Annotated in this window: 29 protein-coding genes; 20 read left to right on the top strand and 9 right to left on the bottom strand. The window is 65.1% G+C overall.

Going from position 1 to position 25,357, the window contains the following annotated elements; genetic code table 11:
* Positions 1-7 precede the first annotated feature (7 nt).
* Genes CRO12_RS15375 through CRO12_RS15365 form a run of 3 tightly spaced genes read right to left on the bottom strand, consistent with a single transcriptional unit; the run spans position 8 to position 1,294 of the window.
* The gene (locus CRO12_RS15375; RefSeq protein WP_018251214.1) at positions 8-577 is read right to left on the bottom strand and encodes an RNA polymerase sigma factor; all 570 of its coding nucleotides are present in this window, start codon (positions 575-577) and stop codon (positions 8-10) included.
* A gap of 10 nt (positions 578-587) precedes the next feature.
* Positions 588-1,028, bottom strand: coding sequence for a periplasmic heavy metal sensor (locus CRO12_RS15370; RefSeq protein ID WP_017980786.1), 441 nt, complete (start codon positions 1,026-1,028; stop codon positions 588-590).
* On the bottom strand, positions 1,025-1,294 hold the full coding sequence (locus tag CRO12_RS15365) for a hypothetical protein (protein ID WP_020486670.1): 270 nt from the start codon (positions 1,292-1,294) through the stop codon (positions 1,025-1,027). Before CRO12_RS15365 ends, CRO12_RS15370 begins: the two co-directional genes overlap by 4 nt.
* A 127-nt stretch (positions 1,295-1,421) precedes the next feature.
* Here CRO12_RS15365 and copC point away from each other — a divergent pair, with 127 nt between their 5' ends.
* The 3 genes from copC to CRO12_RS15350 are packed head-to-tail and all read left to right on the top strand — an operon-like array spanning position 1,422 to position 3,043.
* The gene (copC, locus tag CRO12_RS15360) at positions 1,422-1,790 is read left to right on the top strand and encodes a copper homeostasis periplasmic binding protein CopC (protein ID WP_020486671.1); all 369 of its coding nucleotides are present in this window, start codon (positions 1,422-1,424) and stop codon (positions 1,788-1,790) included.
* 4 nt (positions 1,791-1,794) lie between these two features.
* Positions 1,795-2,721, top strand: coding sequence for a copper homeostasis membrane protein CopD (gene copD, locus CRO12_RS15355; RefSeq protein WP_017980789.1), 927 nt, complete (start codon positions 1,795-1,797; stop codon positions 2,719-2,721).
* Positions 2,722-2,773: 52 nt separating this feature from the next.
* Complete coding sequence (locus CRO12_RS15350; RefSeq protein WP_017980790.1) at positions 2,774-3,043, top strand: flagellar biosynthetic protein FliQ; 270 nt, start codon at positions 2,774-2,776, stop codon at positions 3,041-3,043.
* 45 nt (positions 3,044-3,088) lie between these two features.
* On the opposite strand, the gene CRO12_RS15345 is transcribed toward CRO12_RS15350, so the two are convergent.
* From CRO12_RS15345 to CRO12_RS15335, 3 genes are all read right to left on the bottom strand, one after another.
* Positions 3,089-3,421 (bottom strand): four-helix bundle copper-binding protein, encoded by a 333-nt coding sequence (locus CRO12_RS15345; protein ID WP_017980791.1) that lies wholly within the window; start codon positions 3,419-3,421, stop codon positions 3,089-3,091.
* An 89-nt stretch (positions 3,422-3,510) separates the two neighbouring features.
* Positions 3,511-4,359: a DUF4396 domain-containing protein gene (locus CRO12_RS15340; RefSeq protein WP_018251216.1), complete on the bottom strand. Its 849-nt coding sequence runs from the start codon at positions 4,357-4,359 to the stop codon at positions 3,511-3,513.
* A 100-nt stretch (positions 4,360-4,459) separates the two neighbouring features.
* Positions 4,460-5,773: a hypothetical protein gene (locus CRO12_RS15335; RefSeq protein WP_017980793.1), complete on the bottom strand. Its 1,314-nt coding sequence runs from the start codon at positions 5,771-5,773 to the stop codon at positions 4,460-4,462.
* Between the two features lie 331 nt (positions 5,774-6,104).
* Here CRO12_RS15335 and CRO12_RS15330 point away from each other — a divergent pair, with 331 nt between their 5' ends.
* Together CRO12_RS15330 and cueR are read left to right on the top strand one after the other, a co-directional pair.
* Positions 6,105-8,462: a heavy metal translocating P-type ATPase gene (locus tag CRO12_RS15330; protein ID WP_425443037.1), complete on the top strand. Its 2,358-nt coding sequence runs from the start codon at positions 6,105-6,107 to the stop codon at positions 8,460-8,462.
* A complete protein-coding gene (gene cueR / locus CRO12_RS15325) occupies positions 8,459-8,842 on the top strand; it encodes a Cu(I)-responsive transcriptional regulator (protein WP_017980795.1) in 384 nt (127 codons plus the stop codon). The genes CRO12_RS15330 and cueR overlap by 4 nt, the downstream gene beginning before the upstream one ends.
* A 52-nt stretch (positions 8,843-8,894) precedes the next feature.
* Here the strand turns inward: cueR and CRO12_RS15320 are convergent, their stop codons facing one another.
* Positions 8,895-9,416: a DUF6118 family protein gene (locus CRO12_RS15320; protein WP_017980796.1), complete on the bottom strand. Its 522-nt coding sequence runs from the start codon at positions 9,414-9,416 to the stop codon at positions 8,895-8,897.
* Positions 9,417-9,628: 212 nt separating this feature from the next.
* On the opposite strand from CRO12_RS15320, the gene CRO12_RS15315 reads away from it, so the two are divergent.
* Positions 9,629-10,876, top strand: a complete 1,248-nt coding sequence (locus tag CRO12_RS15315) for a cytochrome P450 (protein WP_017980797.1) — start codon at positions 9,629-9,631, stop codon at positions 10,874-10,876.
* Between the two features lie 73 nt (positions 10,877-10,949).
* Here CRO12_RS15315 and CRO12_RS15310 read toward each other — a convergent pair whose 3' ends face one another.
* The gene (locus CRO12_RS15310) at positions 10,950-11,366 is read right to left on the bottom strand and encodes a MerR family transcriptional regulator (protein WP_017980798.1); all 417 of its coding nucleotides are present in this window, start codon (positions 11,364-11,366) and stop codon (positions 10,950-10,952) included.
* Positions 11,367-11,428: 62 nt separating this feature from the next.
* Between CRO12_RS15310 and CRO12_RS15305 the strand changes: the two genes are divergently transcribed.
* The 3 genes from CRO12_RS15305 (at position 11,429) to CRO12_RS15295 (ending at position 13,531) form a co-directional block, all read left to right on the top strand.
* Positions 11,429-11,845: a mercuric transporter MerT family protein gene (locus CRO12_RS15305; protein WP_017980799.1), complete on the top strand. Its 417-nt coding sequence runs from the start codon at positions 11,429-11,431 to the stop codon at positions 11,843-11,845.
* A complete protein-coding gene (locus CRO12_RS18485; RefSeq protein WP_081609171.1) occupies positions 11,845-12,066 on the top strand; it encodes a GDCCVxC domain-containing (seleno)protein in 222 nt (73 codons plus the stop codon). Before CRO12_RS15305 ends, CRO12_RS18485 begins: the two co-directional genes overlap by 1 nt.
* 262 nt (positions 12,067-12,328) lie before the next feature.
* A complete protein-coding gene (locus CRO12_RS15295) occupies positions 12,329-13,531 on the top strand; it encodes an aspartyl protease family protein (RefSeq protein WP_081614886.1) in 1,203 nt (400 codons plus the stop codon).
* Here the strand turns inward: CRO12_RS15295 and CRO12_RS15290 are convergent.
* Positions 13,525-13,941: a MerR family transcriptional regulator gene (locus CRO12_RS15290; RefSeq protein WP_004212867.1), complete on the bottom strand. Its 417-nt coding sequence runs from the start codon at positions 13,939-13,941 to the stop codon at positions 13,525-13,527. The two genes, CRO12_RS15295 and CRO12_RS15290, sit on opposite strands and share 7 nt — an antisense overlap.
* 78 nt (positions 13,942-14,019) lie before the next feature.
* On the opposite strand from CRO12_RS15290, the gene CRO12_RS15285 reads away from it, so the two are divergent.
* The 11 genes from CRO12_RS15285 (at position 14,020) to CRO12_RS15235 (ending at position 25,356) form a co-directional block, all read left to right on the top strand.
* The gene (locus CRO12_RS15285) at positions 14,020-14,646 is read left to right on the top strand and encodes a cation efflux transmembrane domain-containing protein (protein WP_004212870.1); all 627 of its coding nucleotides are present in this window, start codon (positions 14,020-14,022) and stop codon (positions 14,644-14,646) included.
* Positions 14,646-16,613: a cytochrome c/FTR1 family iron permease gene (locus tag CRO12_RS15280; RefSeq protein ID WP_018251218.1), complete on the top strand. Its 1,968-nt coding sequence runs from the start codon at positions 14,646-14,648 to the stop codon at positions 16,611-16,613. Before CRO12_RS15285 ends, CRO12_RS15280 begins: the two co-directional genes overlap by 1 nt.
* A gap of 73 nt (positions 16,614-16,686) precedes the next feature.
* The gene (locus CRO12_RS15275; protein ID WP_007406840.1) at positions 16,687-16,983 is read left to right on the top strand and encodes a hypothetical protein; all 297 of its coding nucleotides are present in this window, start codon (positions 16,687-16,689) and stop codon (positions 16,981-16,983) included.
* 60 nt (positions 16,984-17,043) lie between these two features.
* Positions 17,044-18,321 (top strand): TolC family protein, encoded by a 1,278-nt coding sequence (locus CRO12_RS15270; protein ID WP_013039111.1) that lies wholly within the window; start codon positions 17,044-17,046, stop codon positions 18,319-18,321.
* A complete protein-coding gene (locus CRO12_RS15265) occupies positions 18,321-19,499 on the top strand; it encodes an efflux RND transporter periplasmic adaptor subunit (protein ID WP_004212877.1) in 1,179 nt (392 codons plus the stop codon). The genes CRO12_RS15270 and CRO12_RS15265 overlap by 1 nt, the downstream gene beginning before the upstream one ends.
* Before the next feature lie 3 nt (positions 19,500-19,502).
* Complete coding sequence (locus tag CRO12_RS15260; protein ID WP_007406862.1) at positions 19,503-22,748, top strand: efflux RND transporter permease subunit; 3,246 nt, start codon at positions 19,503-19,505, stop codon at positions 22,746-22,748.
* A gap of 53 nt (positions 22,749-22,801) precedes the next feature.
* Positions 22,802-23,290 carry an SRPBCC family protein gene (locus CRO12_RS15255; protein ID WP_043060768.1) on the top strand — a complete coding sequence of 163 codons (489 nt, stop codon included), beginning with the start codon at positions 22,802-22,804 and terminating at the stop codon, positions 23,288-23,290.
* Positions 23,287-23,661: a hypothetical protein gene (locus CRO12_RS15250; protein WP_007406844.1), complete on the top strand. Its 375-nt coding sequence runs from the start codon at positions 23,287-23,289 to the stop codon at positions 23,659-23,661. Before CRO12_RS15255 ends, CRO12_RS15250 begins: the two co-directional genes overlap by 4 nt.
* Before the next feature lie 45 nt (positions 23,662-23,706).
* Positions 23,707-24,048 (top strand): flagellar hook-basal body complex protein FliE, encoded by a 342-nt coding sequence (gene fliE, locus CRO12_RS15245; RefSeq protein WP_007406845.1) that lies wholly within the window; start codon positions 23,707-23,709, stop codon positions 24,046-24,048.
* Between the two features lie 31 nt (positions 24,049-24,079).
* Positions 24,080-24,967: a bestrophin family protein gene (locus CRO12_RS15240; protein WP_007406841.1), complete on the top strand. Its 888-nt coding sequence runs from the start codon at positions 24,080-24,082 to the stop codon at positions 24,965-24,967.
* A 5-nt stretch (positions 24,968-24,972) separates the two neighbouring features.
* Complete coding sequence (locus CRO12_RS15235; protein WP_007406861.1) at positions 24,973-25,356, top strand: hypothetical protein; 384 nt, start codon at positions 24,973-24,975, stop codon at positions 25,354-25,356.
* The last annotated feature ends 1 nt before the right edge of the window (position 25,357 follow it).

Here is a 25,357-nt window from a genome sequence, read left to right as displayed (position 1 = left end):
CTATCCCTCAGCGCCCGCCCAATCGCTCCAGCAACTTCGATCGCGCGCGATAGAGGCGGGTTTCTACCGCCTTTTCGCTGATCGACAACACTGCCGCGGTTTCAGCCTGGCTCAACCCCTCGATCGTGCGCAGCACCAAGGATTCCTTCAATGCGGTCGGCAAGCCCGCAATGGCGCGCGTCACGCGGTCGAGTTCCTGTCGGTCGCCCGTCGCGTCGTCGATCGCCACCTGGTCGTCTGCAATGGCTTCGGCTTCCGGGCCGATCGGTGCGGCGAACGCCAGAAAGCGCCGCACGGTGCGCTTGCGCCCCCAATCGCGGCACTTGTTGATCGCGATCGTCGATAGCCACGCGCGCATCGATCGATCGCCGTCGTAGCGGGGCAGGGCCTGATGCGCCGCGACGAAGGTCTCCTGCAGAAGGTCCAGCGCCTCGTCGGCCTCGCCGACGCACGCGCGCACCATGCGGAAGATTGACTGCCGATGGCGGCGCATGATCTCGGCGAAGGCGGCTTCGCGCCCGGCGATGCTGAGGGTCGCCAGCTCGCCGTCCGTAAGCGTGGTCCAGTCGAGGCTCACGCGCCGAACCTCAACGTGCGTCGTCGGTGAGCGCCTTCACCACGGCCTGATCGAACTGGCCGGTCTGATTGGGCCGCAAGAGCTGGCGCATGGCGAAGATGTGCGCCAGCGTCGCTTTCTGGAGCTCGCCCATGACGGCGTGGCTCTGGTCGACCGCTGCGGCGACGCGCGGCCCGTTGCCATGCTCGGCCTCGATCGCTTCAGCGAGCCGGGCATTGTTCGCCCGCAATTCCAGCTCGAATGCGCGCCGCTGCACGGCGAAACGCTGCTCCAGCACTTCAAGTCGCGCTTCCTGGTTGGCGTCCAGCGCCAGCTTATGATGCAGCACGTCGTGCAGCTCCGAGCCGGGCTGGGCACGTGGCGGAAGTAGCGCCCGCCCCACGAACACACCGATGATCGCGGCGATGAAGCACGCGACAATGCCAAGCAGAAGGCGGATGCGGCCGCTCATTGCACGCCGACGAGCAGCGTGGAGGGCGCGAGCGGCGACACCGGCCCCAAGGGCGATAGCGAAGCCGCGCTGGCTTCCTTCGCGGGCACACCGGCACCGAAGATGCCCATGACGAGCGCTGCAGCGATCGTCATTGCCCCAACGCCTAAGCCGGCGCGCGCCGCTGGACGTGCGGCGACCCGCGCCAGCACGCGATCTTCCATGCCATCAAGGCTCGCGGGCACGGGTGCTTGCGCCAGCCTCATCAATACTGCGTCGAGGTCCATGTCGTTCACTCCACCCCTCTAGCATGGATTACGCAAGCGACGCGCCCATCCCTCAAATCCATCCGTGAGGGGTGGTCGATCGGGGCGCGTAATGAAGGACAGGAACCCTCCTGTCGAAAGGCCCCCTATGCGCCGCCTATCCGTTCTGACTGCTGCTGCCGCTCTCGTCATGTTCGCCGGAACGGCGAACGCCCATCCTAAGCTGGTGTCGGCATCGCCGGCCGCCAATGCGACGGTCGCGAAGCCCGCTCGTATCGAACTTCATTTCAGCGAGAAGCTGATGCCAGCCTTCTCCAAGGCCGATCTCACGATGGCAGCGATGCCCGGCATGGCAGCCATGAAGATGGCCAGCGCCTCCGCGCTCTCGTCCGATGGCCGGACCCTCGTCATCACCCCGAAATCGCCGCTCCCATCGGGTCGGTATAGCGTCGCGTGGAATGTCGTCTCGACCGACACCCACAAGGTCGCAGGAACCTACGTCTTCGCGGTGAAGTGAGGCGATGGGGGACTGGTCGCTTATCGGCGTCCGCTTCGCGCTCTACGTGACGCTGGCTGCGCTGTTCGGCCTTGCCGCATTCAGCCTTTATGGGCTGCGGGCGCGCGAGCGCGGCGACGCGCTCGCGCTGCGTCCCTGGTTCATCGCCAGCGCTGGCCTGAGCCTGTTGTTTTCAGGCGCCTGGGTCGTGCTGATGGCCTCCTCAATGGCCGGAACGCCGGCCTGGCCGATCGACCGTGAAGCAGTCGGCGCGCTGCTCACCGGCTCTGCGATCGGAGCAGCATGGAAGCTGCGCATGGTCATGGTGGCCCTCGCGGCGCTGGCAGCGCTGGTCGCGGGCGGGCGCGGCATCTGGCTGAGCATCGTCGCGCTCTGCTCGGCCGTGGCACTCGCAACGCTGGCGTGGACCGGACACGGCGCGATGGACGAAGCCGTGATGGGCTGGGTCCACCTCATCGTCGACATTCTCCATCTGATCGCCTCGGGCGCTTGGGTTGGCGCACTACTGGGGCTGCTCCTGCTCGTCTCCCGACCCGCGGCGCGCGTAGACGCGGCGCATCTGGGGCTGACGCACCGCGCGCTGCACGGGTTCGGCGCGATCGGGACGGTTGTGGTCGGCACGATCCTCGTCACCGGCCTGGTCAACGGCTGGATGCTGGTCGGGATCGGCAACCTCGCCACGCTTCCTGCGACGCTCTATGGTCAGCTCCTGATCGCAAAGCTGGCGCTGTTCGTCGCCATGCTAGGGCTCGCCTCGCTCAACCGCTTCCGGCTCACGCCGGCATTCGAGCGGTCGATCGCAGCGGACGATCACAAGGGCGCCCTCGGCGCGCTGCGGACAAGTCTGGCGATCGAAACCGCCTGTGTCATCGCGGTTCTCGGGCTGATCGCCTGGCTCGGGACGCTCGCGCCGCCTGCATCGGCGATGTGATGCGCGGCCGGGGAGCCCTCGCGGTCCCCGGCCGTTCACGGGGCCGCGCCTGATGGATCAGTCGATCCTGCTCGACGAGACGGGGAGGATGCTGGCCGTGGCCGGCCTGATCTGCGTGGTGCTGCTCGTGCCGATGATGATCGTCGGGCTGATAATCAGCATCATCCAGGCGGCGACGTCGATTAGCGAACAGACGCTGAGCTTCGTGCCTAAGCTGATCGCGCTAGGCGTATGTTTGGTGATTTTCGGGAGCGCAGCGACCGAGCTCCTGACCAAGTTCACGGCCGAGCTGTTCGCTGTGATCGCGAGCATGGGCCGTTGATATGCAGATAGCTGCGCGGGCGGGCGACCGCCCGCGCAAGCCCCGCTATGCCGCCATCCGATCGCAGGAATCGGCGCACTTCCGGCACGCTGCCACGCAATCCTCCATGCCGCCCAGGGCCTCGCAGCTCGCTGCGCAAGCCCGGCAGATCTCGGCACACTCGCGGCAGATATGCTGATGGTGGGCGGACTTGCGCGCCATGAAGTCGATCGCAACCGCGCAAATTTGCGCGCAGTCGGCCATGATCTTCATATGCTCGGGCGCGGCGTGCTGGCCGCCCATTTCGAGGCAATGGTTCATCGCCATGTGAAGACAGGTCACATGGCATTCGTGGCAGGCGTCCATGCACGCCTTCATGCCGGGGTCGATCTGGTGCATCGCATTATCTCCGTATGAGCCCCCGCCTGTTCCTAGATACGCGCGCCGCGCGATCACCCCTTGCCGCGATCTCCGTCGTTCGCGGCAAGTTACATGGCCCACCGACCGAACAGCGTCGCAACGATGATGCCCGCGCCAAGCATGATGAGCGTCAACACTGTCATCGCGGCGATCTGAGGTCCGGTCACGCGCGCGCCGGCCGCCATGCCGCTCATCCCTGCCATTGCGTCGTGTCCCATGTCCGGCATCGGCGTGGCCGATTGCCGGTCCGCGCCGACTTCGTGTCCGCCATGCCCCAGCGCGCGCACCGTGCCCATGCCGTGCTTCAAGCGCACGCCAACCAGCCAAAGGTTGATCGGATAGGCGACTGCGAACCCGACGAGTGTCGCCAGCGACATGACGCCCCAAAAGCGGAGCGAGCTGGCGTGCATCGCGGCCATGTCGCGGCTCATCAACACCACCATCGTCGGGATCATGCCGGCCATGACGGCATTCATCGACAGCCATTCGGGGATGAACGACATGCGAAGCGCGCCCCAATAGGAACCGCCCGCCATGTCGCGCATGAAAAGCGCCTGGAAAATCAGCAGTCCGAACGCGAAGCCGAACACATATTCCGCGATCACGTCCTGCCACATCGGCAGGCCGAGCGCCGTGGTGATCGCGGCTGCGGCGATGACGCCGGTTGCATCGCCCGCCATGCAATGGATGGCCGAGCCGAACGCCTGCTTCCAGAGCGGTCGAACGAAATCCTCGTGCCGCTCGTTCGCCGGCTCCTGGCAGGACAGGACATAGGCCGCGGCCATGATCGGGCCACCATAGAGCGTGACCAACAGCCACCCCCATTTCATCACGCGCAGCTCGGGGTTGCGGGTGAAGGCATCCCACGCGACGTAAGCGACCGAAAGGGCGGTCAGCACGAACCACCCGATCAGCACGGCGTCGAGCCAGGGGGCCGGGGATGGCATCGTCACGGCAGCACTCCTCTACATGCTAGAGGATACGCGGCTCTCCGGATCATCCCTTGCGCGGAGCGGGCTAGGCGAGCTTGCTGGAAACGGCCTTGATCGCTTTCAGTCCCGATCCGAACCGCGCGATGGCCTCCCGGTTCTTCTCCAGCTCGCCATAGGGCAGGTAGGATATGTCGAGGTCGGCTACGCGGCTGAACGCGGGCCGCTGCAACTGCGCGCGAACGTCCGTCTCGCGCGCGTCGGGCGCGACAAGGAACAGCCCCGCGGTCGCGTGAAGGTCGCCACCGCTCAAGGCCAGGTCGAGCATCCTGACGATGCCCGAATAGATCGAGGTCGAATGCTCCACCTCGAACGCCGCGGCGACATGATCGCCGGCCTTCTCAAGCCACAGCACGTCGATCAGCCGGATCGAGTCAGCGCCCTTCGACGTCGCGATCGTGTCGGGCAGGCGCTCAAGGCATCCTGCGCCCAAGGGTGATCCGTCGAAGGCGCGGCTGCGGTCGTTCGCGGCGATCCATACGTCATAGCCGAGCGCCAACCCTAGATCGCGAAGCCATGCCTGGATTTCGGTATGGGTGCGCTCGTTCTCGCCCTCGCGCTGAGCGGCCTTGCTGAGCGTGCGCGCTTCCTCGCGCGCCGCCTCAAGCCGCTGCCCCCAGCTCGCCAGCGTCGCGCCGCTCACGTCGAGGGGCGGAGCCGGATAGCGATCGGAGCCGATGTCGAACAACAGACCGCCGATCGCGCCTAAATCATTCGATAGCAGCTCGCGGAAGCGGTCGTTGAGATCGAGGATGCCGGTCCGCATCGCCAGAAAATGCTCCCAGCTCCCGAGCTTCACATTCGCCCCCGTCAGCGCGTTGTAGCCCTTAACGATTGCGGTGTTGAAGGGCGGCACCAGCGTCGGGTGAAGGAAGTAGAGGAGGTTGGCGACCGCCGGACCCAGCCCCTTGATCTTCAAACGGTCGATCGCGTGGATATGGCTGATGATCTCCTCGGCCGTGTCGCAACAGGAACAGGCGTCGAGCAAGCGGCCGAACGCGCGCTGATTGTCGGGGCTCTCGTAAATGTCGGGGATGCGGAGCTTCGGCTTCCAGAGGAACGCATGGTCCGCGCCCTTGAAGATTTGCCGCTGCTCGGCGACGGAATGGACGACGGTTTCGAGCGACGATCCGCGGTAGGCGACGCCGAACGTGCCGCGCTCGATCTCGCCGACAACCTGGGTGATGCCGCGCCGGATTGATCGGAAGTTCTTCAACCGCTCGTCCCAAAGAAACCAGCTCCGATAGGTCGCGCCCTGATCGTCACGCCAGCGGGCAATTAAGCGGCGCACCAGGCCGTCATGGTCGGTGCCAGTAGAAAGACTGTCGATCTGCGCTGCCATATGTCCCCGATTGCCCCCGGCCCGCGTTTGGCGAGCTAGTAATAGACCTAAGCTGCGGCCCTTATGGCGTCGAGGGTGTAGAGCTGGCCCCCGCAATATGAGGGCAACGCCGCTCCCGCGCGTAGATTCAACATACACGCCAGCGGTGCCGACAGGGCCTTGACCCTAACACGGTGTCATACCCTACATGCTCTCGGGTCGAAGGAGTCTTGCCATGAACGACCCTCATTACCATTCCCAAGCCGGGCGTTGCGGCTGTTCGAAGCCTGCGCCTGAATCGGTCTCCACGCCCTCATCCTGTTGCGGGGGCGGCTCGGCCGCTCCCGCAAAGATCGAGCACGAACATCATCACACCGAAGCGGGCGGCTGCTGCTCGGGCAGTAAGGACAACGATGCCGCAGCAGCAGTGATCGACGCGGTGTGCGGCATGACGGTCGATCCCGCAAAAACGACACACCATGCCGAGCACGCTGGTCATGCCTATCATTTCTGTAGCGCAGGGTGCCGGAGCAAGTTTGTCGCCAATCCTGACGCCTATCTGAGCGATAAGCCGAAACCGGAGCCGATGGCGACGCCGGGGGCGATGTGGACGTGCCCGATGCACCCGCAAATTCGCCAGGAAGGGCCGGGAAATTGCCCAATCTGCGGCATGGCGCTCGAACCCGAAGAACCGTCGCTCGACGATACTCCCAACCCTGAGCTGGTCGACTTCACGCGCCGACTGTGGGTGGCGGGCGCGCTCACGATCCCGCTGCTCGTCGTCTCGATGTTCGCGGAAATGTTAGGCCTGCATGTGGTTAGCCCTGCGGCCTCGCCTTGGGTCCAGCTCGCACTCACCGCGCCGATCGTGCTGTGGGCGGGCTGGCCGTTTTTCGAGCGGGGGTGGACATCGCTTCGTACCCGCCATCTCAATATGTTCACACTGATCGCGATCGGCGTAGGTGCCGCCTTCCTCTATAGCGTGGTCGCGACGCTCGCGCCGGGCATCTTCCCAGCGACCTTCCGCACGCATGGGAGCATGGTTCCCGTCTATTACGAGGCGGCCGGCGTCGTGGTGACACTGGTGCTGCTCGGGCAAGTGCTCGAACTGCGCGCTAGGGCGGCGACAGGGCGCGCGATCCGCGCTCTCATGGATCTCGCCCCCAAGACGGCGCGACGCTTGCAGCCTGACGGTTCTGAAGAAGAAGTCGGGCTTGCCGACGTGGCAACCGGTGACCGGCTGCGGGTCCGCCCCGGTGAAGCCATCCCGGTCGATGGCGTCGTGGTCGAGGGTCGTTCGTCGGTCGACGAAGCCATGCTCACCGGCGAACCCGCGCCGGTCCTCAAGGAAGTCGAGGCGATCGTTACCGGGGGCACCGTCAACGGGACGGGCAGCCTGGTGATGGAAGCCCGCGCGGTTGGTTCGGACACGATGCTCGCGCGTATCGTCCGCATGGTCGCGGAAGCGCAGCGAAGCCGCGCCCCGATACAGGCGGTCGCCGATCGGGTTTCAGGATGGTTCGTGCCGCTCGTCGTGCTGATCTCGATTGCGACCTTCATCACTTGGTCGCTGGTCGGCCCTGAGCCGCGCATGGGCCATGCCCTGCTTAACGCCATCGCAGTGCTGGTGATCGCCTGCCCGTGCGCGCTCGGGCTCGCCACGCCCATGTCGATCATGGTCGGCACGGGACGCGGCGCTCAGGCCGGCGTGCTGGTGAAGAACGCGGAAGCCTTACAGGGGCTGGAAAAGGTCGATACCCTTGTCATCGACAAGACGGGTACGCTCACGGAAGGCAAGCCCAAGCTGATCGCGGTCGAGACGGTCAGCGCGGTCGGAGAGAACGACATGCTCGCGCTTGCCGCGGCCGTCGAAGGCCAATCCGAACATCCGCTCGCGCACGCAATCGTCGTTGCCGCCAAAGAACGAGGATTGCAGCTCGGCACAGTCGCGGACTTTGCCTCGCAAACCGGGCTGGGTGTCAGCGCCACGGTGGGCGGCCGCTCGGTCGTGATTGGCAATGCGGTGCAAATGAGCCGGATCGGCGCTGATCTCAAGCCGGTCGACGCCGCGGCCGATCGTCACCGTGGCGAAGGCGCGGGCATCATCCTCGTCGCGATCGACGGGGCGCTCGCCGGTCTGCTCGCAGTCGCCGATCCGGTGCGCGCATCGGCGCGCGACGCTATTGCCGCGCTTCGCAAGGAGGGCCTGCGGGTCGTCATGCTCACCGGCGACAATCGTGGGACGGCCGATGCTGTCGCGCGCGCCGTGGGCGGTCTTGATGACGTGCGCGCCGATCTGCTGCCGGAAGACAAGGCGCGTATCATCGGCGAGCTGAAAGCGAGCGGCGCAAGGGTCGCAATGGCGGGCGATGGGATCAACGACGCCCCGGCGCTCGCCGCCGCGGATGTCGGCTTGGCGATGGGAACGGGAACAGACGTGGCGATCGAAAGCGCCGGCATGACGCTCACGCGCGGCGATCTCTCGGCGATCGTGCGCGCCCGCAAGCTCGCTCGCGCGACGATGCGAAATATCCGCCAAAACCTGTTCTTCTCGTTCTTGTTCAACGGAATCGGCGTGCCGGTTGCGGCCGGCGTGCTTTACCCGGTTGCCGGTATCCTGCTGTCGCCGATGCTGGCCGGTGCAGCGATGGCGCTCTCGTCCTTCACCGTGGTCCTGAACGCACTGCGGCTCAACGCGGTAAAGCTGTGAACATCGGAGCGGCGTCGGACGCCAGCGGCGTCTCCCAACGCATGATCCGCCACTATGAAAAGATTGGTTTGGTGCCCGCGCCGCCACGGCGCGGGAACTACCGGGACTACGCCGACGCTGACGTTCATCGGCTGCGATTTATCGCCAACGCGCGCGACCTGGGGTTCCCGATCGAGGAAATCCGCACGCTGCTGGGGCTGTGGTCGGATCGCGATCGGTCGAGCGCGGAAGTGAAGACGCTGGCGGAAGCCCGCGCTGCCGAACTGGGCCGCAAGGTCCGCGTCTTGGACGCCATGCGCCGCTCGCTTACCGGGCTCGCCCAAGCCTGTCATGGCGATGATCGGCCTGATTGTCCGATCATCGAACGCTTGGCTGAATAACTTGCGCGGCTAACTTTTACTCCACTTGAGCGTGATCGTGCGTCGCACCGTTTCACGCGTTTCGCGCTGCGGCTTTGCCGCACCCCTCGATCGCCGCGCGGTTGGCCGTCACGATCCTGTCGGCCCCGACGATGGCGCGGAACGCGGTGGGACTGGCGCTCTGGATCATACGCTGCCCGGCTTCCCAGCGGGGCAAGTCGAGCGTCCGCGCCGCCATGCGCTCGGGCCATTGCCAGCTCGCCGGTGCGATCTCGCGCGCGACCAGGCCCGGCACGATCGCCCATGCGAGGATGCCGGCCGCCACCCCACCCAGGGCAAACCATAGCTGCCGATTCTTCTGGTCGGCGCGTGTCCATGCGGACCCGGCGATGGCGCGAAGATCGGCCATGATGCGGGCCTTGTCCTCGCCCGCCTTGGCGAGCGCCGCCTGATCCTCGCGCCGGGCGGCGCTGCCCGCCGCGGCGATGCGCTGCGCCATCTGCTCCGGCGTCATCGCCAGCGCCGGGGCCGCTTTCAGGAATTGGCCGATGCGCGCGACGTTCTCGCCTGCCGTGTTCACGTTCTGCTGGAGCACGCCAAGCGTCTCGGTATGGTCGGGTATGTCGATCGCCGCGCTCGGCCGCCAAGCCCTCCACGGCGCAGCGCCAGCTCGCCGCGCATGGCCTCGAACGCCTCGGCCGCGCCTGCTCCGCCCTGATCGTCCTCGTTCGTCACCTGTCGTGAGCCTGCAACCCGTGATATTCCTCCGAGTTAATCAAAGGAGACCCAACAATCACCGGACCGGTCATGCCTAAGACACCACACACGAAAGGCCCGGACGAAACCCTTTCTCTCCTCGCCGATCCCTATCGGTTCATCTCCAGGCAGTGCCAGCGCCTAGGCGCAAACGCTTTTGAATCCCGTTTCCTGCTGAAAAAGACCAACTGCCTTAAGGGGGCCAAGGCCGCCGAAATCTTCTACGATACGACCCGCTTCGAGCGCGAAGGTGCCATGCCGGTCGCTATTCAGAAGACACTGCTGGGCCAAGGCGGCGTTCAGGGTCTGGACGGCGAGACCCATCGGCACCGCAAGCAGATGTTCATGGGCCTGATGACACCAGAGCGCGTGCGGGCGCTGGCGCAATTGTTCGAGGCCGAGTGGCGCAGGGCGGTGCCGGGCTGGACGCGCAAAGGAGAGATCGTCTTCTATGACGAGTTGCATGAGCCGCTGACGCGAGCGGTATGCGCTTGGGCGGGAGTTCCTCTTCCGGACGATGAAGCCGGCAACCGCGCGGGCGAGCTGCGGGCGCTGTTCGACGCCGCCGGCTCGGCGAGCCCAAGGCATCTTTGGTCACGGCTGGCCCGTCGTCGCGTCGACGCATGGGCGAAGCGGATCATTGAAGGCATTCGGGCCGGGAGCATCGGCTCGGGCTCGGGGACCGCGGCTTACGCGATAGCCTGGCATCGCGACCGGCACGACGATCTTCTTTCGCCGCACGTCGCAGCGGTCGAACTGGTAAATGTCCTTCGCCCGACCGTCGCGATCGCAGTGTACATCACCTTCGTCGCCCACGCGCTGCAAACCTGTTCAGGGATCAGGGCGGCCTTGGTTCAGCAGCCGGACTATGCCGAGCTCTTCGTCCAAGAGGTCCGCCGATTCTATCCCTTCTTTCCCGCTGTGGTGGCGCGCGCGAGCCAAGATTTCGAGTGGGAGGGGATGGCCTTTCCGGAAGGGCGTCAAGTGGTGCTAGACCTTTATGGGAGCAATCACGACGCAGCGACCTGGGCCGACCCCCAGGAGTTTCGCCCTGAGCGTTTCAGGGCTTGGGACGAAGACTCCTTCAACTTCATTCCGCAGGGCGGCGGCGATCACTATCTCGGCCATCGCTGTCCCGGCGAATGGATCGTCCTCGCGATCATGAAGGTGGCGGCACACCTCCTCGTCAACGCGATGCGCTATGACGTACCGGACCAAGACCTGAGCATCGATTTCGCCAGGCTGCCAGCGCTTCCGAAAAGCGGCTTCGTGATGCGCAACGTCCACATAGGTGGCTAGGGCCGCGTGCCGTGGTGATGGTGATCGGCTCCGTTATCGACCGTTTGCGCGAGTACGGGGTGCGATGCGACATCTACGCAGTCGAATGTTGGTTCAGCAAGTCGATCACGGCGCACCTCGCCGCCCCGTCGCCTTCGCAACGGTCGATGGTCGCAGCCAGCAGGCTTTCTAGTTGCGCCAGATCCTCCATCTTAGCGCGCACACGCTCTAGATGGTGAGCCGCGATCTCGCGGACCTCACTGCATGACGCCTGCGCAGAACCGCCAAGAGACAGGATCGCGCGCACCTCGGCCGGGGAGAAGCCGAGTTCGCGCGCGCGACGGACGAACCCAAGTGCGCGGACGTGACCGGTCCCATATACCCGCCGCCCGCCGCTTGTGCGGGGTGGCGTTGCGAGAACACCAACGCGCTCGAAGTACCGGATCGTCTCGATATTCACGCCAGTCCGGCGAGACAGCTCGCCGATCGTGATGCTTTCCTCAACGCGCATATATTGCTTGCTCCTGTAGTCACTACAGGATGCATAACGGGCTAACCCGCTAGAGGCGATAGATGAACCAAGAGACCATCCCGCGTGAACCCCTAGGCGCACCAACGTCACGACGTCGCGCCGACACGGGGCTATCCGCCCTCGGCGCGCTTGCGAGCTTAGCCGCTGTTCTAGCTGCGGCGTCATGCTGCGTCCTGCCCCTCGCACTCGCGGCGCTCGGCCTGGGGGCGGGCCTGTCCAGCAACTTCGCCGCGCTGATACCACTACGGTGGCCGCTAACGGCGACCTCCCTCATCGGCTTGGCTGCTGGGTGGTGGGCCTACGCGCAGCGGCGGAGGTCCTGTGCTGGGGACCGGTCCTGCACAATGCCGCTGCCCTCGCGCGCGACACCTATCCTGCTCGCGATTGGAACGGTTCTGACGCTTATCGCGTTCGCCTGGGACCTCCTAGAAGCGCCGCTGATGAACGCGCTTTCCTGATGCAGCTCACCTCAACCCTGACCTGTCCCAAATGCGGCGGGGTGGCCACCGAAAGGATGCCCACCAACGCCTGCCAATTCTTCTATGATTGCCGGCATTGCGCGGTGGTGCTGCGGCCCCTGGCTGGCGACTGCTGCGTGTTCTGCTCATTTGGCGATGTCCCATGCCCTCCGATCCAGGAAGCGAAAGCAAACGGGACTGTGGCGGGCTGCTGCGGGTGAGGCGATAGCTTCACGTTTCTTCGTGAACTGGGGTCCTGCTCGCCAAGGTCGCGCAAGCGAAATTGCCTACTTCGGTCTTATTCGACCGGTTCCTGACCTGCCTCAACTGCTCATTTTCGAGAGGGCATTTGAACAGGATAGCATTTCGGGCGCTTCAAAAACCCTTGCTCCTCCAGTTGCTAGAGCATGTAACCGCAATTTGCTCTCCTGCGGACGGGGGGCTGGAGGTGGCTTTTTGACGGCCCGTGTTGAAGCAATCGGTATGTCTCGACGCTCATTAGTGGCGCGGTTGGTGGCCTGTGGAACCGGCTTGGTGCTCGGTTCTCCAACGCTCGCGCGACAGACTTCCCGGTCTGCGGCCTCGTGGAACTTCGGCGCGGCTCACCTCGAATGGGAGCCGCTGGAAGTCGGCACGGGTGATACCCTCCTTGTTTCGGCACAAGTGCGCGGAGTGCCGGCGCGGGCGGTGCTCGACAGTGGCAGCGGCGCGTCGATCATGAGCACGGCGCTCGCGGCGAAGCTCGGCTTGAACAATGGTGAGCGGCGCATGATTAGCGGGCTGAGCGCCAAGGCCCCGGTGCTGCTGGTCCGCGACATCGACGTACAGCTCGCCCGCGAAACCCGTCGCTTACCCTTTGCCGTTGTTGGTGATCTGAGTTCAGTGTCGGCGGCCTTCGGACGACCGATCGACGTTCTCCTCGGTGCCGATATGTTCACGGGCAGCTGCATCGCGCTCGATTTCGCGAACAGGCGTATGGCGGTCGTCAAGTCAGGCACGTTTCTCGCCGGCCCCGACTGGCGCGCTGTCGCGCTCGGACGCGGTGCCAAGCAGGAGCTGTTCATCCGGGCCTCCGTCGAGGGCCTGTCTCCCGTGCCCTTGATGATCGATCTTGGCAGCTCGGCCGCGCTGATGCTCTCGTCGGCCTATGCCCGCGATCAAGGGCTGTTGAACGGGAAGCTCGTCTCGACCGCGGCGATCGGCGGCGTCGATGGTGTGCGTATCAACGATGCTTTCACGATCCAGAACATCAACATCGAAGGGCTTGGCGTCTCGAACGTCCCCACACTCGGGATGAGAGCTTGGCTCTCCACCAGCACGGTTGGCAATGTCGGCCTACCGCTGATCGCTCAATTCGACGTGGTGTTCGACGTGACCGCCGGATTCGTGTGGCTCCGGCCACTCGGTCCTCGTCGTCGCCTGCCGATGCTGAAGGACCGGAGCGGCCTTGGCCTCGCAGCCTCACCAACGGCGCTCACCGTTGTTCATGTGGCGGCGAACAGTCCCGCGGAAAAGGCTGGCTGGGCGGTCGGCGACCGGATCGTGGCGGTGAACGGCCATTCGATCGATGCGAACTATACGCGTGGGGAGCTCTGGCAAGTGCGCTCCCGGCCTGCTGGCACCCTCGTAAAGCTGACGATGGCCTCGGGTGATGTGCGCGAGCTCAGGCTGGCCGATTATTATTGATCGGCTTGAGGGTGGCCTTTGCCGATCGCCTTCATGATCCGACAATCGGCCATGCGCGCCTTGGTGCAGCTCTGGCTGAGCATTGCCAACTCATCCCGCAACACCGCGAGTTGCGCCAGTCTCTCCTCCACATCCTTGAGGTGCTGAGCAGCGATAGCTGAGGCGGCACCACAATCCTGGTCCGGGTTCTGCGCCAGCCCCATCAACGAACGGATCTCGTCGACGGAGAAGCCAAGCCGGCGACCGTTGCGGATGAAGTGCAAACGCTCAATGTCACTGGCATCGTAGGTTCTGCGACCCGACGCCGTGCGAGGGGCGGATCGGAGCAACCCGATCGACTCATAAAAGCGGATCGTCGTCACCTTCGTCGAGGTCTCGCTGGCGAGCTGCCCAATCATCACCGGCTTCATCATGCCATCCTTGCTTATGCGAACGTGTCGCACATTTCGCTTGCTTCTACAGCGACTGGAGGTGGTAAGGAAGGCCGCATGAATGCTTCTACCGAAAGCTGCGGGTGCCACGGGGAGCCCGCGCGCGCGCAAACCGATCCGGCCTATCGCCGTGCGCTGCTGACCGTCGTGGTGCTCAACCTCGGCTTCGGAGTCGCCGAGCTGTTCGGCGGGTTCATCGCCGATAGCCAAGCGCTGAAAGCGGATTCCCTCGATTTTCTCGGGGACGGGTCGATCAGCCTTATCGGTCTTCTCGCGCTTGCCTGGTCCGCACGGGCGAGGGCAAAGGTCGCGCTGACGCAGGGGTTGTTTCTCGGTGCGCTTGGCGTGGGCGTAATCGGTTTCGCGATTTGGCGCGCCCTGAACGCAACCGCGCCGGATGCCGAACTGATGGGCACAATCGGCGTTGTCGCGCTCGCGATCAATGTCGTGTCCGCCTTGGTGCTTGCGCGTTTCCGGGAAGGGGACGCCAATGTTCGCGCGATCTGGCTGTTCAGCCGCAACGACGCGCTCGCCAATGTCGCGGTGATCGCCGCGGCCGGTCTGGTGGCGTGGACAGGAAGCGCCTGGCCGGACCTCGCCGTCGCCGGCCTCATCGCCCTCCTGTTCCTCCACTCCGCTTATGAAATCGTCACTGGCGCTCGGCGCGAACTGGGAGAGCGGTAGTGCGTCTGCTCACCTTGATCCGGGCAATGCTCTCGCTGCGGCTGCTCGCCGCGCTCGCTGCGCTGCTGATCCCTGCTGCGGCATTCGCCGAACCCGGCGACGTGCAAACCGCATGGCGGCTGCTCGACTATATGGCCGTCGATTATGGAGGCGCGGTCGCGAACGGTCGGATCAAGAGCGCGTCGGAATACGCCGAAATGAATGAGTTTGCCGCGTCGGTCTCGACACGGCTTCAAGGCCTGCCGGCGAAGCCGGAGCGCCAAGCCCTCATTCAGCGGGCCGCCAACCTCCAAGCGGTAATCGCGGAAAAGGGATCGACTGAACAGGTGGCAACACTGGCGCACGGGCTCGCGGCCGATCTGCTGCGCGCCTACCCGGTGCCGCTCGCGCCCGATAAGGCTCCGAACCTCGTCTCCAGCGATGCACTGTTCCGACAATCCTGCGCGTCCTGCCACGGGATGACGGGCAACGGCCGTGGCCCTGACGCCGCCAAGCTCGCTACGCCCCCGATTGCTTTCACCGATGCCGAGCGCGCGCGCCAGCGCAGCGTGTTCGCGCTCTATCAGGTGGTGACGCAAGGCATCGACGGGACCGCGATGCAGAGCTTCGCCGATCTGCCCAACGATCAGCGCTGGGCGTTAGCATTCCGAGCCGGGAGCTTCGCCTTCACGGATGCGCAGGCGCGCGAAGGCGAGCGGCTTTGGAAATCCGACCCGACCCTTCGCCGGCGCATTCCGGACCTGAAAACCCTGGTCGCGCTCACCCCGGCCGCGCTCGGCGCGGCGATCGGCGACGCCAAGGCTGACGCCGTGCTCGCGTTCCTGCGTCGTCATCCCGAACAGGTGATACAACAGGCTCCCGGCTCGCTCGCGGTCGCCCGCGCCAAACTCGCCGAAAGCGTGGCGGCTGCGCGGCGCGGCGATGCGCGCATGGCGAAAGAGCTGGCGCTGTCGGCCTATCTCGATGGGTTCGAGCCGATCGAGCCAACACTCACCGCGCGCGACGCGACGCTGATGGGTCGAATCGAGGGCGCGATGGGGGAGTTCCGCGCCTCGATCGACCGGGGCGCGTCGCCCGATGATCTCGCGGAGAAGGTCGCAGTACTGGGCGGCCTTTTCGACGATGCGGAAGCGGCGCTCGCGCCTGATGCCGCCACCGAAGCGTCCACGTTCCTGGGCGCGTTCACGATCCTGCTGCGTGAAGGGCTCGAAGCCCTGCTCATCGTTGTCGCCATGATCGCGTTCCTGCGTAAAGCCGAGCGCGGCGAGGCGCTGCGGTACGTGCATGGCGGCTGGGTCAGCGCGATCATCGCGGGCGGGATCACCTGGGCGGTCGCCACCTATGCGATCGGGATCAGCGGTGCGAGCCGGGAGCTGACGGAAGGGTTTGGCTCGCTGTTCGCCGCGGTCGTGCTGCTCTCGGTCGGGATTTGGATGCACGGCAAGGCGCAGGCCGATCAGTGGCAGCGCTATATTCGCGAGAAGATGTCGCGGGCGCTCTCGGGCGGGTCGGGCTGGTTCCTGTTCGGGCTGGCGTTCGTCGTAGTTTATCGCGAGGTCTTCGAGACGATCCTGTTCTATGCCGCGCTTTCGGCGCAAGGTGACAACGGGATGCTTCTCGCGGGGGCCGGGTCGGCGATTGGACTGCTCAGCCTGATCGCTTGGGCCATGCTTCGCTACAGTCGCAAGCTGCCGATCGCGCAGTTCTTCCGCTATAGCTCCTGGCTCATGGCGGTCCTGACCGTCGTGCTGGCGGGTAAAGGCGTCGCCGCGCTCCAGGAAGCCGGCCTTATCAACATCGCACCGCTCGCGGACGTGCCACGGCTGTCGATGCTCGGCGTGTTTCCCACTTGGCAATCGGTGCTGGCGCAACTCCTGATGGCGGTCGCCATTGCGGTCGGGTTCGCCTGGAACGGGCGCGACCGATCCCGCTCGGGTTCCGGCTCAGTGACCCTTGGTTCGAATTAGTGCAATGACATGAAAACCCTTCCGTGATAGAGGCAAGCTAGTGCGAGCCTTTTTGCCTTTCCTGACATGCCTGATGCTGGTCCTGACCAGCTTCTCCGGCATGGCCCATGCCGCCGATCTGGCGGGGGGAAGCATCGCGGGCGTTGAGTTCACGGTCCATACCGCCGGTGACATCGATCAGGTGCCATCGGACTCGGACAAGAATGTCCCGCATCATCACAATTATTGTCACGGACACGACGTCGGCGCGCCTGCGCGCACGACGATGGAATATACCCCCGTCCTCACAGTGCCCAAGCCGACAATCTCCGCCTCTGCGTCGCTCGACGGCCGCACCGGCATGGTCCATTTGAGGCCCCCCCAAGCCTGACGTCCGATTTGGGCGTGCGTTGGCGCGCCCCTGTCGATCATCGTCAGGAGTCCTATTTTCATGAATCGTATCCTCGCGGCCATGCTGGCCGCAGCGTCTTGCGCCACGATGGCGCAGGCGCAGGTCGGACCGTCCGCGCCTGTTGCGCAGGATGCGCCGGTCTACACGCTTGACCAAGCGGTCAGTGCAGCGGGCGGTTCGGCCCCTGCTGCGGAAGCGGCGACAGCTGGAATCGACGCGGCCCGTGCAGGTCGCACAGTCGCCGGCTTGCGGCCCAATCCGGTGGTTCAAGGCCAAGTCGAGAATGTCATCGGCTCCGGGCCGTATCGGGGGGTCCGCAGCGCGGAAACCACGGTCGGCTTTGCGATCCCGATCGAGCTAGGCGGCAAGCGCGGCGCCCGCGTCGCGGTCGCCAATGCGCAATTGTCCCGGGCCGAGATCCAGGCCGCGATCATCGCGGCGGATGTCCGGCTTCAGGTAACGCAGCTCTATGTCGAAGCGGTCGCGGCCGATCGCCGGGTAATGACAGCCCGCGATCAGGCCCGGATCGCCAGCGATGCGCTGCGGGCCGCGAGCGTTCGCGTGCAGGCAGGGCGGGCATCGCCACTCGAGCAACAGCGCGCGGATGTCGCGCGTATCAATGCCGACGCCAATGTGGAGCGGCAGCTTCGCTTGGCCGAGGCGGCCCGCGCCAATCTGGCGCGTCGGATCGGACGGCCGATCGACGGCCTGCTCGATGACACGCTGCTCGATCGCCTTCCCGATGTGAACGTCTATGGGCCGTTGGCACCGGTCAACACGACCGGCACACTCGCGCTGGCGGCAGCCAACGCGGATTTCTCCATTGCCGAAGCCGGCGTGCGGCTCGCGCGCGCCAATCGCGTGCCTGACCTGAACGTCGGGCCGTCGATCCGCCGCCTGGAAGCGACCAACGACATGGCGGCGGTGTTCAGCGTGTCGATCCCGATCCCGGTGTTCAACAATGGTCGCGCCGCGATTGCGCAGGCGACCGCGCAGCGGACCCAGGCGGATGCGCAGCGCCGCGTGACCGCGCTCGACATCGAACAGGCGATCACGGACGCGCAGGCGCAGGCGGCCAATGCCGCAACGACGGCTCGTGCGGCGTCGGGGCCGGCGCTGGCGGCTGCACAGGAGGCCGCCCGCATCGCGCGGATCGGCTATCGCGAGGGCAAGTTCGGCCAGCTCGAATTGCTCGATGCTGAACGCACGCTCGCCGAAACGCGGGTCGCCGCGATCGACGCGCTTGCCAATTACCAGAATGCCCGCGCGCAAGTGGAGCGACTGACCGCTCGTGCGCCCAATGGGGGGAATCAGTGATGAAGAGCTTTTATCTCGCGGGCGCGGCGTCGCTCGCCCTGCTCTTGGCTGCCTGCGGCGGCAAGGATGGCGGAAACGAGGCAACTGCCGAAGGCGCAGCTGCCAATGAGACGGCAGCGGGCACGGAAAAGGGCGGTGCTGAAGGCGGTCATGCCGGTGAAGGCGTCGTCACATTGGGTGCCGACCAGATCGCCACAGCGGGCGTCCAGGTCGGACGGCCGATCATCGGCGGGGCCGGGACGATCGAGCTGCCCGCGATCATCGAGGGCGACCCACAGGGAACGCAGGTCGTCTCGGCCGCAATTGCGGGACGCGTGGTCGCGCTCACCCGTAACCTCGGCCAATCGGTCGGACGCGGCCAGACCATTGCGGTCATCGAAAGCCGCGAGGCGGCGCAGATCAAGGGCGAGGTCGAGGCGGCGCGGGCGCGGCTTCAGCTCGCTAATTCGAACCTCGCGCGCGAACAGCGGCTGTTCGCGCAGAGAGTCTCCCCTGAACAGGATCTGATCGCCGCCCGCACAGCGGCGACGGAGGCGCGGATCGCCCTGACGCAGGCGCAGAGCATGGTTTCGGCGGCGGGTGTCGGCGGCGGCGGGCTCAACCGGCTCGGCATTGCCGCGCCGATCTCGGGCCAGATCATTGCGCGCCCCGTGACGCTGGGACAAACGGTCGCGGCGGATGCCGAACTCTATCGCATCGCCAACCTGAGCCAGGTGTCGATCGCGCTTAATCTCAAGCCCGAGGATGCGGGCCGGGTGCGTCCCGGCAATACGGTGCTGGTGAAGGCGGCAGGCCGTCAGGCGACCGCCCGCGTGACCTTCGTGTCGCCGGCGCTTGATCCGCAGACGCGGCTCGTGCCTGCGCTCGCCACCCTCGACAATCGCGGTGGCGAATGGCGGGTCGGCGAGCCTGTGACGGCAGCCGTGCAGCTCACGGGCAGCGGCGGGAGCGGGGCGGTCCGCGTGCCGACGACGGCGGTCCAGAGTTTCGAGGGCAAGTCGGTCGTGTTCGTGCGCACGCCCACCGGCTTCAAGGCGACCCCGGTCCAGCTCGGCGATGCGTCGGGCGACACGGTGATCGTCCGGTCGGGCCTGACCGGCAACGAACAGATCGCCACCACCGGAAGTTTCACGCTCAAGGCCGAGATCGGCAAGGGCGAAGCGAGCCACGAGGATTAAGCCATGATCGCCCGTATCGTAACCTGGGCGGTCGAGAAGCGCTGGCTAGTCCTGCTCCTCACCGTCATCGTCGCCGCCATCGGCGCCTTTTCCCTCTACCGGCTACCGATCGACGCGGTGCCGGACATCACCAACAATCAGGTCCAGATCAACGTCCGCGCGCCTGCCCTCTCGCCCGAGCTGGTCGAGAAGCAGGTGTCGTTTCCAATCGAAACCGCGCTCGCCGGCACCCCCGGCCTGGAATATACGCGCTCGTTGAGCCGCAACGGCTTCGCGCAGATCACGGCGGTCTTTTCGGACGCGACGGACATCTATTTCGCCCGCCAGCAGGTGGGCGAGCGTCTGCGGGGCGTGCAAGAGAATCTGCCCGACGGCGTGAACCCTGAAATGGGTCCGATCGCGACAGGCCTGGGCGAGGTGTACATGTACACCGTTCGTCTCGATCATCGCGAGGACGACAAGCACAAGCCCGGTGAACCGGGCCAACAGCCCGATGGCAGCTACATCACGCCAGAGGGCGAGCGACTGACGACCGAAGAGGACAAGGCGACCTACCTGCGCACCGCGCAGGACTGGATCGTGACGCCGCTTCTGAAGACCACACCGGGCCTCGCCGGTGTCGACTCGATTGGCGGTTACGCCAAGCAGTTCCTCGTCGTGCCCGACGTGCAGAAGCTGGCCTCGCTCGGCATCACGCTGACGGACCTGGGAAATGCGCTGGAGCGCAATAACACCAGCGTCGGCGGTGGCTTCGTCAATCGCAATGGCGAAGGTCTGGCTGTTCGCTCGGATGCGCTCGTTCGCAATGCCAGCGAGTTGGCCAGGACCGTGATCGCGACACGTAACGGCGTGCCGATCACGGTAGAACAAGTTGCGACTGTGAAGACGGGTCAGGCGATCCGCATGGGTTCGGCATCGGAGAACGGTACCGAAGTCGTCGTCGGCACGGCGATCATGCGGATCGGCGAGAACAGCCGCATCGTGTCGACCGCGGTCGCTGAGAAACTGAAGACGATCAACGCTTCGCTGCCTCCTGACGTCGTAATTCAGCCGGTGCTGAACCGCACCGAGCTGGTCAATTCGACGATCAAGACGGTCGCGAAAAACCTGTCCGAAGGCGCGGTGCTGGTCATCGTCGTGCTCTTCCTGCTGCTCGGCAACTTCCGTGCGGCCCTGATCGCGGCGTTGGTCATCCCGATCACCATGATGCTGACAGGCTTTGGTATGCTGCGCGCTGGGGTCTCGGCCAATCTGATGAGCCTTGGGGCTTTGGACTTCGGTCTGATCGTCGACGGCGCCGTCATCATCGTTGAAAACGCGCTGCGAAGGCTTGCCGAGCAACAGCATCATGAAGGCCGATTGCTGAGCGTCAAGGAAAGGCTCGCGACCGTGGCAGCCGCCGCGCGCGAGATGATCCGGCCCTCGGTCTACGGACAGGCGATCATCATCCTCGTCTACGTGCCGCTACTCACGCTGACCGGCGTGGAGGGCAAGACGTTCGTGCCGATGGCGCTCACCGTCATCATCGCGCTCGGCTTCGCCTTCATCCTGTCGCTCACCTTCGTCCCCGCCATGATCGCGATCTGGCTGTCCAAAAAGGTGGAGGAGAAGGACGGCCGCATCATCACATGGCTGAAGAAGCGCTACGAACCCGGTCTCGACCGGGCGATGAAGCGCCCGACCCTGACGATCGGGGCGGGTGTCGGCAGCCTTGTGGTGGCGGCGCTTGCCTTCACCACGCTCGGCTCGGTGTTCCTGCCGCAGCTCGATGAAGGCGATCTGCTCATCCAGTCGCTCCGCATCCCGGCAACGTCGGTCCAGCAGAGTCAGGCGATGCAGGTGCCGATCGAGAGGATGATGTCGAAGCAACCGGAGGTGGCGTTCGTCTATTCAAAGACGGGCACCGCCGAGCTGGCGGCCGACCCGATGCCGCCGAACGCGACCGACATGTTCGTCATCCTGAAGCCGCGGAAGGACTGGCCGAACCCCGACCTTCCCAAGGAGGAGCTGGTAAGTCGGATCGAGGGTAATCTCGCGAAGTTCCCGGGCAATGCCTATGAGATCACCCAGCCCATCCAGATGCGCTTCAACGAGCTGATCGCCGGCGTTCGCGGCGATATCGCGGTGAAGGTATTCGGCGACGACTTCACACAAATGAACCGGACGGCCGAGCAGGTTGCTGCGGTGCTGCGCAAGACGCAGGGCGCAGCGGACGTGAAGGTCGAGCAAACGACGGGCCTGCCCATGCTCGACATTCGCGTCAATCGCGACGCAATGGCGCGTCTGGGCGTCACTGCCCAAGATGTGCAGGACATCGTCACCGCGACAATCGGCGGGCGCACCTCGGGCCAGATCTTCGAGGGCGATCGGCGCTTTCCGGTCGTGATACGGCTCTCTGAAGCGCAACGGGCGGACATCGGCCTTCTCGAACAGGTGCAGGTGCCGTTGGCGGGGGGTGGCTATGTGCCGCTTTCGAGCGTCGCCGACATCAAGGTGGTCGATGGTCCCAACCAGATCAGCCGCGAGAACGGGAAGCGTCGCGTGGTGGTGCAAGCCAATGTGCGCGGTCGCGACGTCGGCAGTGTCGTTGCGGACGCGCAGGCGGCGATCGGTAGCCAGGTTCGGCTGCCCGCTGGTGCCTATCTCGAATGGGGCGGCCAGTTCGAGAACCTGCAATCGGCAAGCGAACGTCTGAAGCTGGTCATTCCGGCCTGCTTCATCCTGATCCTGTTGCTCCTCTACGGGGCATTGGGATCGGTCCGCGATGCCGCGATCGTCTTCACCGGCGTGCCCTTCGCGCTGGTGGGCGGCGTTCTGCTGCTGTTCCTGCGGGGCATGGACTTCTCGATCTCGGCGGCGGTTGGCTTCATCGCCTTGTCGGGCATCGCGGTCCTCAACGGCCTCGTGATGGTCAGCTCGATCCAGGACCTGATCCGGTCGGGGCTATCGCGCGAAGAGGCGGCCCATGTCGGCGCAATGCAGCGTCTGCGGCCCGTCGTCATGACCGCGCTCGTCGCCAGCCTCGGCTTCGTGCCGATGGCGCTTGGCGAAGGCGCGGGCGCGGAGGTGCAGAAGCCATTGGCGACCGTCGTCATCGGCGGCCTGATCTCGGCAACGCTGCTGACGCTGTTCGTGCTGCCGACGCTCTACGCCCGGTTCGGGCAGAAAGTGATCGAGAAGCCCGAGCACTACAATGAGGAGCATGAAGGGGACGACCACGGTCAGACCTTCGTGAACGACTTGGCCTGAAGGGTGAGCGGGGCGATCCGCGATCGCCCCGCTCATCTCTGGGAGATGGGGATATGCCTCGCACCATAACCAGCTCAATGCTTCACGGCGGGCCACTGCGGATCTGGTCGGCGATCACCGATCCGGATCATCGTCGGGCTTGGAGTCCGCTCGTATTCCTCGACAACCCGTGCCAGCTTGGCGAGACGGAATGTACCTTCGCGATCCAGGGCATCACCCGACCAATTCGGACGCCAGCACGGATTGATCGATTCGATAAGCCGCACGCCTTCGCTTGGTCCTGCGGCATCCCTTATCTGTTCACGCTCGAAGAGCGGTACGAGCTGGCAGGGGACGACGGTGGCACCAGGCTAACACATAGCTGCACGCTGCGCGGGGCGCTGTCTTTGCCGTTCGCGGCGATGATGTTGCGTCGCCTGCGGTCCCTGATGATCGAGGCTGACGATCGCCTCGCAACCTATCTGCGCTGGCGGGTGGGTCAGCCTGCCCGTGGGATCAATCGTCAGCGCGTCCCCTCCCGGTACAGGAGGAAGGCGCGATGACGCCGTTGAAGCGGGTTCTGCCCGCCCTCATCCTCGTTATCGGGCTGGCGGCTTGCACGGAAAGCAAGCCGCCAGCCCCGCCAACGGAGCAGCAAATCCATTCGTCCGACAGCGCCGTGGCGACCGGGGAAATGGGGCGCCATCCCTATCGCTGTTCCGACGGGGAACCGCTGTTCGTCGACTACAAGGACAACGGCCTGCAGATCGATTTGCGGCGCTCCAGCAGCGCCGTGCCCATGACGCTGACCGCGCCAGCGCAGGGCCTCCAATATGTCGGCGAGACAGCCACCGCGACCTTCAAGGGGTCGCAGCTCACCATCGTGGAAGGCGAAGGCCGCACGCGGACCTGCGAACGGGAGGGCACCCGATGAACCGTCCTGTCTTCCGACACGTCGCACTGCAACGGGAGAGAAACGATGTCTGACACGTCGATCTCGAATGTGATGGCCATTCGCGCCGAAGTGATCGCGCGAAGCCGCGCCTTGCGCGAGGCGCAGCCGACGGCACCGCCCGGCGTGACGCCGACCGCTCCAGCCTCAACCTTTGCCGACACCCTCAATGCCGTGGTGGCGAAGGTCAACGAGACCCAGGAGCAGGAGGATGTCGTCACCGAAGCATATGAACGGGGCGAAACCACCGACATTGCGACCGTCGCGCTCATCCAGAGCCGTGCATCCATTACGTTCGAGGCGACGCTGCAAGTCCGGAACAAGCTGCTGTCTGCATATCGAGACATCATGAACATGCCGATCGGATGACGATCGCGGAGATAACTAAGGCGGTATTGGTATGATTGTCGGCACAAGGCCACGATTTACGCAGATTATTGTCGAGGTTTGGAAGCCCCTCACGATCCTGTTCGTGTGGGACGTGGCGGTGACGGCATTCCACATGATGACCCCGATCAAGGAACCGCCTTTGCCGACGGCGCTGTTCGGCACTGCCATCGCGCTCTTCATGGGGTTTCGGACCAACGCCGCTTATGCACGCTGGTGGGAAGCGCGAACTCTTTGGGGCGCGCTCATCAATTCCTCGCGCAGTCTGGCCCGGATCACGCGCAGCCTGACCAAGGGGGAACCCGAGGGCAGTGAGATACGGCACCACATCATCCTGAGGCAGATCGCCTTTGCGCACTCGATGCGCTGCCAGCTTCGCCGACAGTCGCCCTATGAAGAAATTGCCCGGGTCGCCGGAACGGAGGTCGCCGATATGGCGGTCACTCGCCTGAACCCTGCCAATGCGCTCTTGGAGGACATATCGGGCATTTACGCTGACGCGCTCGCGGAAGGTCGGATCACCGAGATCCAGCAGGCAACTGTGGAGCGCGTCCTGATCGACATCGCCAATGCGCAGGGCGGCATGGAGCGGATCAAGAACACGCCGCTGCCCAATGGCTTTCGGTTCTTCCCGAACCTCTTCACGCGTGTGTTCTGCGTGCTGCTCCCGATCGCGCTGGTCGAATCCCTGGGCCTTGCCACGCCGATCGGATCGACGCTGATCGGACTCGTCTTCCTCGCGGTGCTGAGCATCGGCGAGGATCTGACCGATCCGTTCGCCAATAGCGTCCACGATGTCCCGCTCACGGCCATGTGCCGCACGATCGAGATCGACCTTCTCCAAACCGCGGGACTTCCGGCCCCCGAGCCGCTGACACCTGATCACGGGGTGCTGTGGTGATGGGCATGCGCGCCTTGCTGCATCTGCCCGGGCTCACGATCGCGCGCGTTGGCGCCGTTCTCGTCACCGGCGTGATTGTAGGGGCGTGCAACCCGGCTCCGAGCGAACCTGTCGAACCGGCTCATGACAAGCGTGTGACGCCAAGGCTGATCGCGCAGCGCATCATGTATTGCGACGACGGCACCCGCGCCGATGTCGACTTCATCGACGACGGCCTGAAGATGGCCGTCACCTGGCTGCCGAAGGGCAGGACCGAGATCCTGCGCGCCCAGCGAACCGGTGATGAATTTCGCGGCAACCAGTCACGGGCGGTCGTGGCGGGCGGGGCGATCGCCTTCATGCGGCGCGGGAAAATCCACGTCTGTCACCGAACCCCGGAGGGATCATAGG

The sequence above is a fragment of the Sphingomonas guangdongensis genome (assembly GCF_900199185.1).
Classification (GTDB): Bacteria; Pseudomonadota; Alphaproteobacteria; order Sphingomonadales; family Sphingomonadaceae; genus Sphingomonas; species Sphingomonas guangdongensis.
The sequence above is the reverse complement of the archived record's forward strand: the minus strand, read 5'-3'. Positions and strand labels throughout refer to the sequence as shown.